16 protein-coding genes are annotated in these 15,934 nt (G+C 70.5%); 8 read left to right on the top strand and 8 right to left on the bottom strand.

What is annotated here, in order from left to right:
• Positions 1-14 precede the first annotated feature (14 nt).
• Both ACTWQR_RS15690 and ACTWQR_RS15685 read left to right on the top strand, forming a co-directional pair.
• Positions 15-302 carry a YiaA/YiaB family inner membrane protein gene (locus tag ACTWQR_RS15690; protein WP_443227662.1) on the top strand — a complete coding sequence of 96 codons (288 nt, stop codon included), beginning with the start codon at positions 15-17 and terminating at the stop codon, positions 300-302.
• 95 nt (positions 303-397) lie between these two features.
• Complete coding sequence (locus ACTWQR_RS15685) at positions 398-1,024, top strand: TetR/AcrR family transcriptional regulator (RefSeq protein ID WP_443227661.1); 627 nt, start codon at positions 398-400, stop codon at positions 1,022-1,024.
• A gap of 148 nt (positions 1,025-1,172) precedes the next feature.
• On the opposite strand, the gene ACTWQR_RS15680 is transcribed toward ACTWQR_RS15685, so the two are convergent.
• On the bottom strand, positions 1,173-1,634 hold the full coding sequence (locus ACTWQR_RS15680; protein WP_443227660.1) for a MaoC family dehydratase: 462 nt from the start codon (positions 1,632-1,634) through the stop codon (positions 1,173-1,175).
• 122 nt (positions 1,635-1,756) lie between these two features.
• Between ACTWQR_RS15680 and soxR the strand changes: the two genes are divergently transcribed.
• On the top strand, positions 1,757-2,275 hold the full coding sequence (gene soxR / locus ACTWQR_RS15675; RefSeq protein WP_443227659.1) for a redox-sensitive transcriptional activator SoxR: 519 nt from the start codon (positions 1,757-1,759) through the stop codon (positions 2,273-2,275).
• Positions 2,276-2,378: 103 nt separating this feature from the next.
• On the opposite strand, the gene ACTWQR_RS15670 is transcribed toward soxR, so the two are convergent.
• Complete coding sequence (locus ACTWQR_RS15670; protein ID WP_443227658.1) at positions 2,379-3,104, bottom strand: 3-keto-5-aminohexanoate cleavage protein; 726 nt, start codon at positions 3,102-3,104, stop codon at positions 2,379-2,381.
• A gap of 72 nt (positions 3,105-3,176) precedes the next feature.
• Here ACTWQR_RS15670 and ACTWQR_RS15665 point away from each other — a divergent pair, with 72 nt between their 5' ends.
• Positions 3,177-3,692 (top strand): hypothetical protein, encoded by a 516-nt coding sequence (locus ACTWQR_RS15665; protein WP_443227657.1) that lies wholly within the window; start codon positions 3,177-3,179, stop codon positions 3,690-3,692.
• Between the two features lie 56 nt (positions 3,693-3,748).
• Here the strand turns inward: ACTWQR_RS15665 and ACTWQR_RS15660 are convergent, their stop codons facing one another.
• Together ACTWQR_RS15660 and ACTWQR_RS15655 are read right to left on the bottom strand one after the other, a co-directional pair.
• Positions 3,749-4,357: a hypothetical protein gene (locus ACTWQR_RS15660; RefSeq protein ID WP_443227656.1), complete on the bottom strand. Its 609-nt coding sequence runs from the start codon at positions 4,355-4,357 to the stop codon at positions 3,749-3,751.
• A 15-nt stretch (positions 4,358-4,372) separates the two neighbouring features.
• Positions 4,373-4,510, bottom strand: a complete 138-nt coding sequence (locus ACTWQR_RS15655; protein WP_443227655.1) for a hypothetical protein — start codon at positions 4,508-4,510, stop codon at positions 4,373-4,375.
• A 173-nt stretch (positions 4,511-4,683) separates the two neighbouring features.
• Here ACTWQR_RS15655 and ACTWQR_RS15650 point away from each other — a divergent pair, with 173 nt between their 5' ends.
• A complete protein-coding gene (locus ACTWQR_RS15650) occupies positions 4,684-7,500 on the top strand; it encodes a penicillin acylase family protein (protein ID WP_443227654.1) in 2,817 nt (938 codons plus the stop codon).
• Positions 7,501-7,579: 79 nt separating this feature from the next.
• Here ACTWQR_RS15650 and ACTWQR_RS15645 read toward each other — a convergent pair whose 3' ends face one another.
• Positions 7,580-8,935 carry a serine-threonine protein kinase gene (locus tag ACTWQR_RS15645; RefSeq protein ID WP_443227653.1) on the bottom strand — a complete coding sequence of 452 codons (1,356 nt, stop codon included), beginning with the start codon at positions 8,933-8,935 and terminating at the stop codon, positions 7,580-7,582.
• Positions 8,936-9,083: 148 nt separating this feature from the next.
• The gene (locus ACTWQR_RS15640; protein WP_443227652.1) at positions 9,084-10,328 is read right to left on the bottom strand and encodes an exo-beta-N-acetylmuramidase NamZ family protein; all 1,245 of its coding nucleotides are present in this window, start codon (positions 10,326-10,328) and stop codon (positions 9,084-9,086) included.
• A gap of 209 nt (positions 10,329-10,537) precedes the next feature.
• Between ACTWQR_RS15640 and ACTWQR_RS15635 the strand changes: the two genes are divergently transcribed.
• Genes ACTWQR_RS15635 through ACTWQR_RS15625 form a run of 3 tightly spaced genes read left to right on the top strand, consistent with a single transcriptional unit; the run spans position 10,538 to position 13,597 of the window.
• Entirely contained in the window at positions 10,538-11,305 is a 768-nt protein-coding gene (locus ACTWQR_RS15635) for an SDR family oxidoreductase (RefSeq protein ID WP_443227651.1), read from the top strand.
• Complete coding sequence (locus tag ACTWQR_RS15630) at positions 11,302-12,969, top strand: class I adenylate-forming enzyme family protein (protein WP_443227650.1); 1,668 nt, start codon at positions 11,302-11,304, stop codon at positions 12,967-12,969. The genes ACTWQR_RS15635 and ACTWQR_RS15630 overlap by 4 nt, the downstream gene beginning before the upstream one ends.
• A gap of 34 nt (positions 12,970-13,003) precedes the next feature.
• Positions 13,004-13,597, top strand: coding sequence for a TetR/AcrR family transcriptional regulator (locus tag ACTWQR_RS15625; RefSeq protein WP_443227649.1), 594 nt, complete (start codon positions 13,004-13,006; stop codon positions 13,595-13,597).
• A gap of 18 nt (positions 13,598-13,615) precedes the next feature.
• Here the strand turns inward: ACTWQR_RS15625 and ACTWQR_RS15620 are convergent, their stop codons facing one another.
• Together ACTWQR_RS15620 and ACTWQR_RS15615 are read right to left on the bottom strand one after the other, a co-directional pair.
• Positions 13,616-14,284, bottom strand: coding sequence for a TetR/AcrR family transcriptional regulator (locus ACTWQR_RS15620; protein ID WP_443227648.1), 669 nt, complete (start codon positions 14,282-14,284; stop codon positions 13,616-13,618).
• A gap of 213 nt (positions 14,285-14,497) precedes the next feature.
• A complete protein-coding gene (locus ACTWQR_RS15615) occupies positions 14,498-15,733 on the bottom strand; it encodes a cytochrome P450 (RefSeq protein ID WP_443227647.1) in 1,236 nt (411 codons plus the stop codon).
• Between the last annotated feature and the right edge of the window lie 201 nt (positions 15,734-15,934).

Raw genomic sequence — 15,934 nt, 5'->3', positions numbered from 1 at the left:
CGATCCTGGTCCGCATGAGTGAGACACAGGTCAAGCAGCAGTCCACCGCGGCCTTCTACGGTCAGGCCGTCGCGTCGTTCGCCGTCGCCATCGTCGCCACCGCCATCGGCATTCTCAAGCTGGAGGCCGACACCTGGGTGCGCGCCTTCCTGGGGATCGCCGTCCTCTACCTCGTCACCTCGGCGTTCACCCTCGCCAAGGTGATCCGGGACCGGCAGGAGGCGGGCCAGATCGTGAGCCGTGTCGACCAGGCCCGGCTGGAGAAGCTCCTTGCCGAGCACGACCCCTTCGAGAAGCTCTGAGCCGGGTTTCGCACGGCTCTGAGCGGGCACTCTAAGCGCTCGCTCAGTATCGGAGGTATGGTGTTCGTCCCACCAGTGGAAGGGCGAACGTAGCGATGAGTACGGCGGAGGAGACGGCCGGCGGCGAGACGCAGCCGTGGGCCCAGGTCACCCCGGACGCGGCCCGGCGACTGCTCGTCGCCGCCGTGGAGGCCTTCGCCGAGCGCGGATACCACGCGACGACGACCCGCGACATCGCGGGGCGCGCGGGGATGAGCCCGGCCGCGCTCTACATCCACTACAAGACCAAGGAAGAACTGCTCCACCGGATCAGCAGGATCGGCCACGACAAGGCCCTGGACATCCTGCGCACGGCGGCCGCGGGCGACGGCAGCGCCGCCGAGCGGCTCACCGACGCCGTACGCTCGTTCGTCCGCTGGCACGCCGCGCAGCACACCACCGCACGCGTCGTCCAGTACGAACTGGAGGCGCTCGGCGCCGACGCGCGCGCCGAGATCGTCGCGCTGCGCCGCCAGACCGACGCGGCGGTGCGCGGCATCATCGAGGACGGAGTGGCGGCCGGCGACTTCGACGTACCCGACGTTCCGGGCACCACCCTCGCCGTCGTCTCCCTCTGTGTGGACGTCGCCCGCTGGTTCAACGTGAACGGTCCCCGCACACCGGACGAGGTGGGCACCCTGTACGCCGACTTGGTGCTGCGAATGGTCGGCGCAAAGGAGTAGGCGCCCCGGTGTCGCGCCCCTTTTCAGGGGCGCGGGGAACCGCGCGACCAGTTATTTTGAGGGGCGCGGGGAACCGTGCGACCAGCCACACACGACCCGCGGTCAATGAACCACCGCAGTCTCCCGGCTCAACCCGCGGAGCGACCCGTCAGAAGTAGTAGCGAGACACCGACTCCGCCACACACACCGGCTTCTCGCCGCCCTCGCGCTCCACGGTGAAGGCGACGGACACCTGCACGCCGCCCGGCACATCGTCGACGCCGGTGATCTTCGCGGTGGCACGCAGTCGCGAGCCGACCGGGACGGGCGCGGGGAAGCGGACCTTGTTCGTCCCGTAGTTGACGCCCATCTTGACGTCCTCGACCTTGATCAGCTGAGGTCCGAAGAGCGGCAGCAACGACAGCGTCAGATACCCGTGCGCGATGGTCGTCCCGAAGGGACCCGCCGCCGCCTTCTCCGGGTCCACGTGGATCCACTGGTGGTCGCCCGTCGCGTCGGCGAAGAGGTCGATCCGCTTCTGGTCGATCTCCAGCCAGTCGCTGTGCCCCAACTGCTCGCCCACCGCCGTCTTCAGTTCGTCGGCGGACGTGAAGATCCTCGGCTCTGCCATGTCTCTGGCCTCCTGCGTGACTGTTGATCTAAGCGACTGCTTAGCATGGTCCGGCGCGGAGCGCATGTCAACGGACCGGGAGTGCGCCGAGGCGCGGGGGGCAGGTAGGTAGGCTTCGAGGGGTGCCCCAGATTCCCGAGAAGATCCATGAACTCACGGTCGGCCAGCTGTCGGCCCGCAGCGGCGCCGCCGTCTCGGCCCTGCACTTCTACGAGTCCAAGGGCCTGATCAGCAGCCGCCGCACCGCGGGCAATCAGCGCCGCTACCACCGTGACGCACTGCGCCGGGTCGCCTTCGTACGGGCCGCCCAGCGCGTCGGCATCCCGCTGGCCACGATCCGCGACGCCCTGGCCGAGCTACCCGAGGAACGTACCCCGACGCGCGATGACTGGGCCCGGCTCTCGGAGGCCTGGCGGTCCGAACTAGACGAACGCATCAAGCAGTTGGGCCGCCTGCGCGATCACCTCACGGACTGCATCGGCTGTGGCTGTCTGTCCCTGGAGACGTGTGTCCTGTCCAACCCGGACGACGCCTTCGGCGAGCGGATGAGCGGCTCCCGCCTTCTGGTGGAGCGCGGCGGACGGCGGCGGCAGGAGCGACAGGTGAAGGAGGAGGCGAAGGCGTCCGAGGACTGCCGCTGAGTGTTATGTGCGGGTGTGTGGGGGTTGGGTCGCGCTCATGGGTCCAGTGGGCGGCCCGACCCGAACACAGGTCAGGTCCCGGGCTCAGGCGCAGGCTCACCTCTCATGCCTTCGTCCCGCACCCGTACCGAACCAGCCCCTCCGCCACCAACTCACCGTTCGACGCGGCGCGTTGACCGTCCGGCAGGACCAGCGTGTCCTCCAGGCCGATCCGGGTCGCGAGGCCCAGCCGCCCGGCGAGCCGCAGAACGGGCCAGGCGCCGCCCTCCGCGCCGTGGAGCAGGACAGGGCGGCCGTGGGCGGTGCCGAGCCGGGCCACGAGCTCCTGGGCCGTGGACTGCGCGGAGTCGGGATCCGGGTCCGTCACCTCCGCCAGCACCCGCAGCACCCGCGGTCCGAGCGGAGACGCCGTGAAGCGAGCGGCCCCGTCCGTGGCGGACCAGACGCCCGCCTCCACGGCCACGCCCCGCTCCAGCAGGGCCGCCGCGACCTCCTCCGCCCCCGGCTCATGCCAGTTGACCGACGCGTGGTCGGGCAGCACGGTCCACTCGTGGATCCGCGCGACGCGGGCCGCGGGGTCGGGCTCCGCCCAGGCGCCGGTGGTGACCCCCACGGGGACGCGAACCCGTGATCGAATTGCTTCCAGCGTCGCTGCAACCGCTTTCGCCGACAACGTGTCTTTTCCGCAAGGGGACTTGGGATGCACGTGGATGTCCGACGCCCCCGCCGCGACGGCCTCCGCCGCGGAGTCGGCCATCGCCCCCGGAGACATGGGCACTACCGCGCCATCGCCCGACCCGCGGGCCCCGTTCAAACAGACCTGCACCATGCTCCCGATGGTGCCAGGCCGCACTGACACCAGACCCCGGTCCGAAGAGGCCGGGGAGCAAAAGGAGTACGGATGAGCGTCGTTGTCTGCTCGCTGAAGTGGGAAGCCGCGCAATCGGGGTCCCAGAAGATCACGTACGACAAGGACGGCTACCACCTGGTGCGCTTCCCGTACGAGAAGGGGGAGGAGTCCTACGACCCCTGGAAGATGCACGACCCGGCGCACGGCGGGACCGCCGCGTCGACGTTCCCGGACACCCGCTCGGGGCTGATATGGCCCAGTCACGACGGCTGGGCCGTGCTGTCCGCGATGGTCTTCTGGGAGGCGGACGCCCGTGCCCTGGAATACCGGGCCCGGTTCGTGCGGAACCCCCTGAGCCCCACGGAGTACGACTCGACCGCGACGACCGACTCGACGCTCACCCGGGGTGGGCAGTACCGCACCTATGTCTGGCAGATGTTCGTCAGACGGGGGACCCCTGTGGGTCTGAAGATATCGGCGCGCGGCCTGAAGGACGCGAAGATCACCACGCCGATCACCCTCGCCGAGTTCAAGCTCGCCATCCACACGGACGTCAAGACGCCTTAGGCGCTCGCGGCACTCGCACGGGGGTGCGGCCTTCGCCGGCGCACCCCCGGCACGCCTCAGCCGCCCACCGAGACCAGCAACCGCCCGCGTCTGGCATCAGCCAGGGCCTCGGGCGTCAGAACGGGCCGCGGCACCACGATCCCGCAGCCCGTGCAGACCGGGCCCGAGGAGGGTTCATGGGCCAGGTCGTACTTCCATGTGAGGCGCTCGCCCGAGCACACCGGGCAGACCGCGCCCGGTTCCCGCTCAAGGGCGGCGATCAGCCGGCGCAGCACCTCGGCCAGCGGCTCATGCGGGTGGACCCGTGGGTCGTCGCACCAGGCCACCCCGCAACCGCCCCAGGTGAGACGGTGCCAGTCGTCCACACTGCCGGGACTGCGGAGTCCGTCGTGCTTCTCCTTCTTGCGGCGCTCCGCGAACTTGCCTTCGTAGGCGAGCCAGACGGACCGGGCCTCTTCCAGCTCGTCCAGTGCGGCCACGAGCCGCGCTGGATCGGGGGAACGGTCCTCCGGGCCGAACCCGGCCCGGGAGCTCAGATGGTCCCAGGTGGCCCGGTGACCGTAAGGAGCGAACCTCTCAAGGCACTTGCGCAGTGAATAGCGCCGCAGTGCCAGATCGCTCCTCGGGTCGCGCACCTGTCTCGCCAGACTCCGGAAACCGGCCATCGCCCTGCACCTCCGTCACACCTGCACCTGTACTTCGGTCACTTCGGCGTCGTCGAAAGGACGTCGCCGAATAGACGTATCGACACCCGATTCGGCTCCATCTGTTTTTCCTGTGACCGCCACCAGCCACTTCCCGGGCTGGTTCTCGGCCACCTGACGGGCGGCTCCCGGTCGTCCACCGAGCGGTTCTCGGCGGACACCGGCGGCGGTCGGCTGCCCGTCGGGCTCCACCGGCCTTGCCTACGTCAAAAAGTGACGCATGTTCATCTTCAAACGCGGGGATACCGCCGGTAACATCCGGCGCACCCCCGTCGCGAGGAGTAGCCATGCCACGGCGTACCCCCCACACCATCCTCGACAGACTGAGAACTCCCCGCACGTTCCCCAAGTTCCTCAAGGGCGCATCCATATGCGTCCTGATTGCCGGACTTTTGTCCCCGCTCTCCCAGGCGGCCGCCGACACGAAGGCCACCGCCGCCGCAGCCGACCCGAAGGTCACCGCGGCCGCCGACGACCACTGCGGGGGGCAGTGTTCCGACATCCTTCCGCCCGGTCAGAACGGCAACGCCAGCCTCGCCGAGATCCTCCTCAACCAGGCCTTCGGAAGTCAGCCCGGCCACGCCGGCGACCAGTTGGCCCCCTACAACAACCTGGCGTCGGGATATCCCGCCCTCACCGACACCAAGATCAACGACTTCTTCAACGACGCGTCGTTCGGCGTCCCCGCCGACCAGGTCCAGTCGACCACCAAGCCCGCCGGCCGCGCCGACGTGACGATCGTCCGCGACAAGAAGACCGGTGTGCCGCACATCACAGGCACCACCCGCTACGGCACCGAGTTCGGCGCCGGGTACGCGGCCGCCCAGGACCGGCTGTGGCTGATGGACGTCTTCCGGCACGTCGGACGCGGCCAGCTGACCCCCTTCGCGGGCGGGGACCCCTCCAACCAGGGCCTGGAGCAGGAGTTCTGGCGCCACGCCCCGTACACGGAAGCCGATCTGCAGGCCCAGATCGACAACACGATCTCGACGAACGGCGAGCGCGGCAAGCAGGCCCTCGCCGATGTGAAGGCCTACGTAGACGGCATCAACGCCTACATCGACGCCTCCGACAGCGGCCGCTACTTCCCCGGCGAGTACGTCCTGACCGGTCACAAGGACTCCGTCACCAACGCCGGGACCATCCAGCACTTCAAGCTCACCGACCTGGTCGCGCTGGCCTCCGTGATCGGCGCGCTGTTCGGCTCCGGAGGCGGCGGTGAGGTCAACAACGCCATCTCACTGCTCGCCGCCCAGTCCAAGTACGGGGTCGCCGAGGGCACCAAGGTCTGGGAGTCCTTCCGCGAGCGCAACGACCCCGAGGCGGTGATGACCCTCCACGACGGCGAGAGCTTCCCGTACGCCTCCAAGCCCGACGACGCACAGGGCGAGGCCCTGCCCGACGCAGGCTCGGTGACCGAGGAGCCGCTGGTCCACGACCGCACCGGCAGCGCGGCCGGCTCCACCGCCACCGGCACCTCCGCCACGGCGACGGCCACCGCCCTCAGCTCCGCCAAGCGCGGCATGTCCAACGCCCTTGTGGTGAGCGGCGACCACACCGCGAGCGGCAACCCGATCGCCGTCTTCGGCCCGCAGACCGGCTACTTCGCGCCCCAGCTCCTCATGCTCCAGGAGATCCAGGGCCCGGGCCTCAGCGCCCGCGGTGCCTCCTTCGCCGGCCTGAGCATGTATGTCGAACTCGGCCGCGGCCAGGACTACGCCTGGAGCGCGACGACCTCGGGTCAGGACATCATCGACACGTACGCGGTCGAGCTGTGCCAGGACGACACCCACTACCTCTACCGCGGCGCCTGCACGCCCATGGAGAAGATCGAGCAGACCAACTCCTGGAAGCCCACCACCGCCGACGGCACCGCCGCGGGCTCGTACCGCATGCAGGTCTGGCGCACCAAGTACGGACCGGTGACGCACCGCGCGACGGTCGACGGCAAGAAGGTCGCGTACACCACCCTGCGCTCCTCCTACATGCACGAGCCCGACTCGATCATCGGCTTCCAGATGCTCAACGACCCGGACTACGTGCAGAGCCCAGGGACCTTCCAGGCCGCGGTGCAGCACATCAACTACACGTTCAACTGGTTCTACGCGGACTCGGAGCACACCGCGTACTACAACAGCGGCGACAACCCGGTGCGCGCCACCGGCGTCGACGCCGAGTTCCCGGTCTGGGCGCGGCCCGCGTACGAGTGGCGGAACTGGACCCCGACGACGAACACCGCCGACTACACCCCGGCGTCCGCCCACCCCAACTCCATCGACCAGGACTACTACATCTCCTGGAACAACAAGCAGGCCAAGGACTACACCACGGCCCCGTGGGGCAACGGCTCCGTCCACCGCGGCAACCTCCTGGAGGACCGCGTGAAGAAGCTGGTGACCGCGGGCGGGGTGACCAGGGCGTCGCTCACCAAGGCGATGGCCGACGCCGCGCTGGCCGATCTGCGCGCCGAGGACGTGCTGCCCAAGCTGCTGAAGGTCATCAACAGTGCGACGGTCACGGACCCGGCGGCCGCGGCGGCGGTGACGAAGCTGTCCGACTGGGTCACGGCGGGCGCCAAGCGCAAGGAGACCTCCAACGGCTCGCACGCGTACGCCAACGCCGACGCGATCCGCATCCTGGACGCCTGGTGGCCGCTGCTGGTGAAGGCCGAGTTCGAACCCGGCCTCGGCAGCGATCTGTACACCGCCATGACGAACAACCTGCCGGTGGACGAGGCGCCCTCGGCCGGCCACGGGCCGACCGGCTCGCACGCCGGCAGCTCCTTCCAGTACGGCTGGTGGAGCTATGTCCACAAGGACATCCGGGCGGTGCTCGGCGAGTCGGTGCAGGGCGGCCTGGCGAAGCCGTACTGCGGCGCCGGCAGCCTCAGCGCCTGCCGGGACACCCTGATCAGCACGCTCAAGGAGGCGGCCGGCAAGACCGCGGCCCAGGTCTACCCCGGCGACGACAGCTGCTCGGCGGGCGACCAGTGGTGTGCCGACTCGGTCGTCCAGCGGGCGCTCGGCGGCATCAACCACAACAAGATCACCTGGCAGAACCGGCCGACCTACCAGCAGGTGGTGGAGTTCACGTCGCACCGGTGACGCCCCTGGGCGCAGCGCCGGTGACGCCGCAGGACAGCTCCAGGGACAGCCTCAGGAGCGGGTCCTGGCCGGCGGCGGGTCAGCGAATGCGGCCCGCCGCCAGCACCACCTGGGCCAGCTGCCGGTGGCAGATGTCGCTGTGGGCCCCCGACGGAGGCCCGCCGCGTTTCACCACCGCGGACGTGTCGACGTTCACGCACCCCGACACGGGTAACTTCGTGCGCAGGACGTCGGCGAGCGTGAACGTCCTGGTGCCGGTCACCGCCTGCACCCCGTCGTGGCCCAGCGCGCCCCACTTGGCGCCGAGGAGGCGGGGGAGGGCGAGGCCGGCGGCCGACCGGTCGTCGCCCGCCATACGGGAGGCCAGCGGGTAGATCGTGCCGAGGGCCGAGTCGAACCGGGAGAAGCAGCAGACCAAAGGGCCGTCGACACGGTCCTGTTGGCCGCGGAGTACGCCGCCGCTCCGCGTGTCGTGCGGCAGCCGGGGCGCGAACGCGTAGTGCGAGAAGGCGGCTTGGAGGAGGGTCACGGACTTCACGGTCCGTACGCCCTTGGGCAGTCCGCGCAGCGCGAACGACACCAGGCGTCCGCCGAAGCTGTGCCCCACGAGGTGCACCCGCAGACCGGGCGCCGCCTGCGCGAGCCGCCCGATCACCCGTCCGAGCCCTCGTTCACCGACCGTGCCCGCGCGCCGCTTCATGGCGAAGTACGTTGCCTGACGCAGGAGTTCATGAGCTCCGTCCCAGACCGGGGGCAGCCCGAACGCGGCCTGGACGCCTTCACCGTCGGCCCCGGCACCGGCACCGGCCCCTGCGCCCGTCCCGGCCTCGACCTCGGTCAGCGCCCGCGCGAACTCGCGGCACACGTCCGCGGTGCCCCCGAGGAGCATCCCCGGCTCGTGCTGCGGGCCACCGCCGTCCGCCAGCGTGTCGGCGGCGAACGCGGCCTGCGGCGCCTCCGGGCGCAGCTCCACGAGAAGTCGGACCAGCCGCCCGTACTCCTCCAACGCGACGTTCCCGTCCGGCTGTTGGTCGAGCATCCGGGCGATCTGGTCGATCAGGGTGGCCCGCCCCGGGAAGACCCTGAGCAGAGCGTTCAGCGTGTCCTTGGCCAGTCCTGGTTCAGCGTTCGCTGTCGCGGATCGCGCGAAGTCGGGGATCGGCTCGTCCGTGAACCGCATCGACGGCCACACCACTCCCACGTATCCGATGCGGGCCTTCGGCACGAGCCCGGGTATCGGCTCGAAGAACCGGTCGTTGAGCCGCGTAGCCAAGGACCGGGTGTTGTTCCAGCCGTGCGCGAACACGATCAGGTCCTTGACACCCCGCTCCGCCACCTGCTGGAGCAGCCGGTCGCGCTGCTTTCCGTTCACGTCCCCGTCCGCGTCGAACGTCAGCTCCCAGTAAGGCGTCACGCCCACGTTCGGATCCGTCATGACGAGCCCCCTTCGCCCCCGTAGCCCGATGCGATCTGCCCGCATCGTCCCGCCGACGGGGACGGTTGGCCATACGTCACGTCTCCCCCGACCAGCCCGAACCTACGTCTCAGCCGGAGATCTCAGCGGTAGGTCTGAGCGATAGATCTCAGCGGTAGAGGAGGTACTTCCCGCGCAGCCGCCGGAACGCCGCCAGCTCGCTCTGCCAGGCCGCCACGACCTCTTCGGCGGTGGCGCCCGCGTCGATCATCGTTCGTACCCGGGTGGAGCCCGTCAGCTTGTCGATCCAGTTGTCGGAGCGCCAGGTGAAGCCGCTCCAGACCTGCTTGGCGGTCACGAGGAGCGCGATCCCGGTACGTACGGGGTCGTACGCGGCCCGGTCGTGGACATGGATCTGTACGCCCCCGATGGTCTTGCCCTGGAACTTCGAGAAGGTTGGCGCGAAGTAAGCCTCCCTGAAGTGCACACCGGGCAGCCCGAGTCGACCGGCCTCGGCGGCCCACCGCCGGTCGATCCCCTCGGCGCCGAGCAGCTCGAAGGGGCGGGTCGTGCCGCGTCCCTCCGACAGGTTCGTTCCCTCGAAGAGACACGTTCCGGAGTACACGAGGGCGGTGTCGGGCGTGGGCATGTTCGGGCTCGGAGGCACCCAGGGCAGCCCGTGGGCGTCGTAGAACTCCGAGCGCTTCCACCCCGACATCAGCACCGTGTCCAGCGGGACCGGCGCGGTCAGGAACTCGCCGTTGAACAGCCGCGCCAGCTCCGCCACCGTCATCCCGTGCGCCTGCGCGATCGGCTGTCGCCCGACGAAGGTCGCGAACTCCTTGTGAAGTACGGGCCCTTGGGCCGCCCGCCCCGTCACCGGGTTCGGCCGGTCGAGCACCATGAAGCGCTTGCCCGCGAGTCGGGCCGCCTCCATGCAGTCGTACAGCGTCCAGATGTACGTGTAGAAGCGCGCGCCCACGTCCTGGATGTCGAAGACGATCGTGTCCACGCCGGAGGCGGTGAAGATGTCGGCCAGCGCCTGACCGCTCTTCAAGTACGTGTCGTAGACCGGGAGTCCGGTCGCCGGGTCGTCGTGGCGGCCCTCGGAGCCACCCGCCTGCGCGGTCCCTCGGAAGCCGTGCTCGGGGCCGAAGACGGCGACCAGGTTCACCCGGTCGTCGGCGTGCATGACGTCGACGATGTGGCGTGCGTCTCGGGTGATGCCTGTCGGGTTGGTGACGATGCCGGTGCGCTCGCCGCTGAGCTGCGCGTAGCCGTCCTGGGCCAGGCGCTCGAAGCCGGTCCGAAGGCGCCGGGCCGCCTCCGGCGGTGTGGCCGCGGTGGACGGGCCCGCCGAGAACGCGGCCGCGGTGGTGGTGCCGGCGAGTAGTGCCCGTCTGGAGAGGTGCATGGTGTGACCTCCGTGATTTCGGAAGGCTGGTGGAAGCACGCTAAGCGCTCCCGCCGGTTGTTCGTAGGCTGCGGGTCGTTCTGTGGCCGGTCGCGCCCACGCGGCGGAGCCGCACAGTGACACAGCCCCGCGCCCCTTACGGGGCGCCATACCGACTGGTTAGTCTGGCGGTGTAGCTGAGCCGATTCGCGTCGCGTCGAAGGAGACCGATGGTGGAAGCCGTGCAGGATGCCGGAGTGGTCGTGACCGGGGCGGGAGGGGGGATCGGGGCCGCGCTGGCCCGGCGTTTCGCCGACGCGGGGGCCCGGGTCGTGGTCAACGACCTGGACGCCGCGAAGGCCAAGGTCGTCGCCGACGAGATCGGCGGAATCGCGGTCCCGGGTGACGCCTCCACCATCGTGGCCGAGGCGCGGGACGCCCTCGGCGGCACGGTCGACGTGTACTGCGCCAACGCGGGCCTCGCCTCCGGCGGTACGGAAGCGGCGCCCGAGCAGGTCTGGGCGCTCGCCTGGGACGTGAACGTGATGGCGCACGTGCGCGCGGCCCACGAGCTGCTCCCCGGCTGGCTGGAGCGCGGCAGCGGCCGTTTCGTCTCCACGGTGTCGGCGGCCGGTCTGCTCACCATGATCGGCGCGGCTCCGTACAGCGTCACCAAGCACGGCGCGTACGCCTTCGCCGAGTGGCTCTCGCTCACGTACCGACACCGTGGCGTGAAGGTCCACGCGATCTGTCCGCAGGGAGTTCGCACCGACATGCTCGCGGGCACCGGCAGCGCGGGCGACCTCGTGCTCAAGCCCACCGCCATCGAGCCCGAGGGCGTCGTGGACGCGCTCTTCGCCGGGATCGAGGAGGACCGCTTCCTGATCCTGCCGCACCCCGAGGTCGCCGAGTACTACCGGGCGCGGGCCACCGACCCCGACCGCTGGCTGACGGGCATGAGCCACATCCAGCAGAAGTGGGAGGCGGAGGGCAGGTGACCACCTCGCTCTACGAGGCCAAGCCGTGGCTGGCCCTCCTCAACGATGCCCAGCGCGCGGCGGTCAGCCCCGCGGACTCGGCGGTGCACGCCCTGCGCCGGGCCGTCTCGGAAACCCCGGACCGTGCCCTCCTCGCCTACTTCGACGGGCGCCTCACCTACCGCGAGGCCGACGAGCTGACCGACTCCGTCGCCGGGCATCTCGCCGCCCGGGGCCTGGAGCGGGGCGACCGCGTCGCCGTTCTCCTCCAGAACTCGCCGCACTTCGTGCTCGCCGTGCTGGGCGCCTGGAAGGCGGGCGCGACCGTCGTCCCCGTCAACCCGATGTACAAGTCCGGGGAGGTCGCCCACGTCCTGCGGGACGGTGAGGTGGCCGCGCTGATCTGCTCCGACCGGGCCTGGGAGTCGTATCTGCGAGAGACGGCCGCCGACTCGTCCGTGCATATCGTGCTGACGGGCTGCGAGCTGGATTTCCAGACGCGCGACGACGCGCGCGTGCTGGCCTTCGAGCGGCTGCCGCAGGCCCCGGACGCAGACGACCTGGTGGCCGTCGCCCGGCAGGGCCACAAGCCCCCGGAGGACCGCGACCCGGTCCCGGCCGACGTGGCGCTCATCAGCTACACCTCGGGAACCAGCGGTGCCCCCAAGGGGGCCACCAACACGCACGGCAACATCATGTACAACGCCGAGCGGCAGCGGACGGGCCTGGGACTGCCCGAGGCGCCCGTCTACTTCGCGATGGCGCCGCTGTTCCACATCACGGGGATGGTCTGCGAGTTCGCCGCCTGCCTCAACAGCGCGGGCCTGCTCGTCCTCGCGTACCGCTTCGAGGCGGGCGTCGTCCTCGACGCGTTCGCCGAGCACCGGCCGCACTACACGGTCGGCCCGTCGACCGCCTTCATGGCGCTGGCCGCCCACCCCGCCGTCACCCGCGACCACTTCTCGTCCTTCCGGAACATCTCATCCGGCGGCGCACCACTGCCGCCCGCCCTCGTGGAGAAGTTCCGGGCCGGCTTCGGGCCGTACATCCGCAACGGCTACGGACTCACCGAGTGCTCCGCGCCCTGCGCGTCCGTGCCGCCCGCCCTGGAGGCTCCCGTCGACCCGGCGTCCGGCACCCTGGCCGTCGGCGTGCCGGGCCCCGAGACGGTCGTACGCATCGTCGACGACCAGGGCCAGGAGGTGCCGTTCGGGGAGCAGGGCGAGATCCTCGTACGTGGCCCGCAGGTCGTGCCCGGCTACTGGAGGCGCCCCGACGCCACCGCGGAGAGCTTCCCGGACGGCGAGCTGCGCACCGGCGACATCGGCTTCATGGACCCCCAGGGCTGGCTCTACGTCGTCGACCGCAAGAAGGACATGATCAACGCGTCCGGCTTCAAGGTGTGGCCGCGAGAGGTCGAGGACGTGCTCTACACGCACCCCGCGGTCCGCGAGGCGGCGGTTGTCGGGGTGCCCGACGGCTACCGCGGCGAGACCGTCAAGGCGTACATCAGTCTGCGGCCGGGGTGTGACGAAGACCCGGATGCGCTCGCTTCTTACTGCAAGGAGAGACTGGCCGCCTACAAGTACCCGCGGCAGGTCGAGATCCTGCCCGACTTGCCGAAAACGGCAAGTGGGAAGATCCTCCGTCGGGAGCTGCGTTACCGCTCGCAGGACGGTAAGTAGCGCACGGAAGAAAACTGGAAGGCAGGTGGCAGCAGTGGCCAGGACGACGGACGGCGACGGTACGCCCGTCCCGCGGCGGCTGCTGGCCGCCGCCACTCGGCTCTTCGCCGAGCGCGGCTACGACCGCACCTCGGTCCAAGAGATCGTCGAGGCGGCGGGCGTCACCAAAGGCGCGCTGTACCACTACTTCGGCTCCAAGGACGATCTGCTGCACGAGGTGTACGCGCGCGTGCTGCGCCTGCAGCAGGAGCGTCTGGACGCCTTCGCGGACGCCGACGCACCCGTCGAGGAGCGGCTGCGGGGTGCCGCGGCGGACGTGGTCGTCACGACGATCGACAACCTCGACGACGCGTCGATCTTCTGGCGCTCCATGCACCACCTCAGCCCCGAGAAGAACAAGCAGGTACGTGCCGAGCGGCGCCGCTACCACGAGCGTTTCCGGGCTCTGATCGAGGAGGGCCAGGAGGCGGGCGTCTTCTCCAAGGCGACGCCGGCGGACCTGGTCGTGGACTACCACTTCGGCTCGGTCCACCACCTGTCGACGTGGTACAGCCCCGACGGCCCGCTCACCCCGCAGCAGGTCGCGGACCACCTGGCCGATCTGCTGCTGCGGGCGCTGCGACCGTGAGGTGAGTGGTGAGGGCGGCTACCGGGCGTCCCGCAGGAGCGCCTCGACCGTGCGGTCGGTGAAGGCGTGCAGGGCCTCAGGGTCGTCCTCGCCCAGCGCGCCGGCCCACAGGGCGACGCGGCCGAGGAGCGCGGACCACAGGTGCGTGGCGGTGTGCCGGGCGCCGTCCGGCCAGCGCGCCCCCGCCTCCTCGCAGGCGACGACCGCGGCCAGCCACTGCTCCCACAGGACACGGGCGGGGTGGCCGTGCCCGGCCGGGCCGAACCGGGCCGCGTCGTGCCCGAACATCAGGCGGAAGACCCCGCGGTTGGTGCGGGCGAAGTCGCAGAAGGCGTCGCTCTGGGCCCGCAGCCGGACGTCCGCACCGGCACCCGCCGCCGCGGCCCCGGCGTCGGCCTCGCGCATGGCGGTCACGACGCGCTGGTAGCCGTCCTCGGCGACCGCGAGGGCGAGCTGGTCCTTGTCCGAGAAGTGCAGGTACATGCTCTGGGCGGCGATGCCGACCTCGCGCGCGACCTCGCGCAGCGAGACCGGGAGGGCGTTGTCGCCGAGTTTCTCGTCGAGGAGGCGTCCGACAGCGGCCAGGATCTCGTGCCGCAGTTTCTCGCCCTGGCCCCGCGGGTTGCGTCTGCGCCCGCCGGCCGCGGCGGCGGTGGTGCTCGTTGTCGCCTCGTTCACCTGCGCCATTGTGCAGCACCTCCGCGGGTACGGGACGTCCCCGGCCGCCGCGGGGGCGGTCCGGACGCCTCTCGGTGACCTGTTCACCGGCCCGCCGTCGGTCGAGGGCGGGCGGGTGCGGGTCACCGGCGCCGCCGGCCCCGGTGACCAGCGCGGCCCGGCCGCTCAGCCGGGTGCCGTGACCGTGGGCGGGCCCGCCCACCCCCGTCGGGTCGTCGGCTGTCACCAGGTCACTGGTAGGGACTTGAGCCCGTAGACGATGGCGTTCGTCTTGAACGGCAGTTCTTCGGGCGCCACGGCCAGGCGCAGACGGGGGACGCGTTCGAAGAGGCGGGGCCAGGCGATCTGCAGCTCGACTCGGGCGAGGTTCTGGCCCAGGCACTGGTGGGTGCCGAAGCCGAACGCCATGTGTGAGCGGGCGTTGCGCGTGATGTCGACCCGGTCGGCGTCGGCGCCGAAGGCGCGGGGATCGCGATTGCCCGCCACGAGCGAGACGATGACCGCCTCGCCCTTGCGGATCGGCTGCCCGCCGACCTCCGCGTCCTCGACGGCGACACGGCGCGGGTCGGTGGAGACGATGCCCCAGTAGCGCAGCATCTCCTCGGCGGCGCTCGGCGCCAACTCCGGCCGGTTGCAGAGGAGTTCGCGCTGATCGGGGTCGAGGAGCAGGGCCAGGGTGCCCAGGCTCAGCATGTTGGCGGTGGTCTCATGGCCGGCCCCGACCAGGATGGCCACCAGGACCGGCAGCTGTTCGGGCGCGAAGCCATCGGGGCCGGTGTGGTCGGCGAGCAGCCGGCTCACCATGTCGTCGCCCGGCTCGCGTCGCTTCCGCTCCACCAACTCGCTGTAGTAGGCGAACGCTTCGGCGTTGGCGCGGGCGCGTTCCTCGTGCGACATGTCGAGGTCGGTGGCGGCGTCGGCGTGCCGCTGGAACAGCTCGTGGTCCTCGTACGGCACACCGAGGATCACGCATATCGCCCGCGAGGGCAGGGGCAGCGCGAAGTCCCTGACGAAGTCGGCGGGTCCGCCCGCGGCGAGCATCGCGTCGATCAACTCGTCGGTGATGGCGAGGAGTCGGTCGCTCATCGCGCGGGTCCACCGCACGCTGAACTCGCGGGTGAGCATCCCCCGCAGCCGGGCGTGCTCGGGGTCGTCCAGGCGCAGGAACAGTCCGCCCTCGTGCTCGCGCTGGTTGGAGTGGACCAGCGGGAAGTCCGGGTGGCGTACGTCGGCGGAGAAGCGCGGATCGGTGAGCACGGCACGGATGTCCTCGTACCGGGTGGCCAGCCAGTGCTGGGTGCCGTCCCAGATGGTGACCCTGTGCAGGCCGCCGGCCTCGCGGAACTCGGTGTACTGCTCGGGAACGCCGAAGGGGCAGGTGCGCGGTGCGGGGAAGAAGGGCGGCTGCTGATCGGCCGACGGCTGTGCGGTGGTCGTGGTGCCCGCGGGGGGTGTCATACGAACTCCTTGATTCAGCGGGGGTTCAGACGGGTGAGCGTGCGAGACCCGGCTCACCTGACACGCATCACCTTATGAGTGTGAGGTTGGAGGATGGGTGAAGAAATACGGCCAGGTGTGGAGCTGATGGCCTGAAAGGGTCCAGGAACACCCGTGGGGCCCACCGCCCCGAGACGGTGGGCCCCACGGGCCAGGACGAAG

The organism is Streptomyces sp. 2A115, assembly GCF_052245575.1.
Taxonomy (GTDB): Bacteria; Actinomycetota; Actinomycetes; order Streptomycetales; family Streptomycetaceae; genus Streptomyces.
The sequence above is the reverse complement of the archived record's forward strand: the minus strand, read 5'-3'. Positions and strand labels throughout refer to the sequence as shown.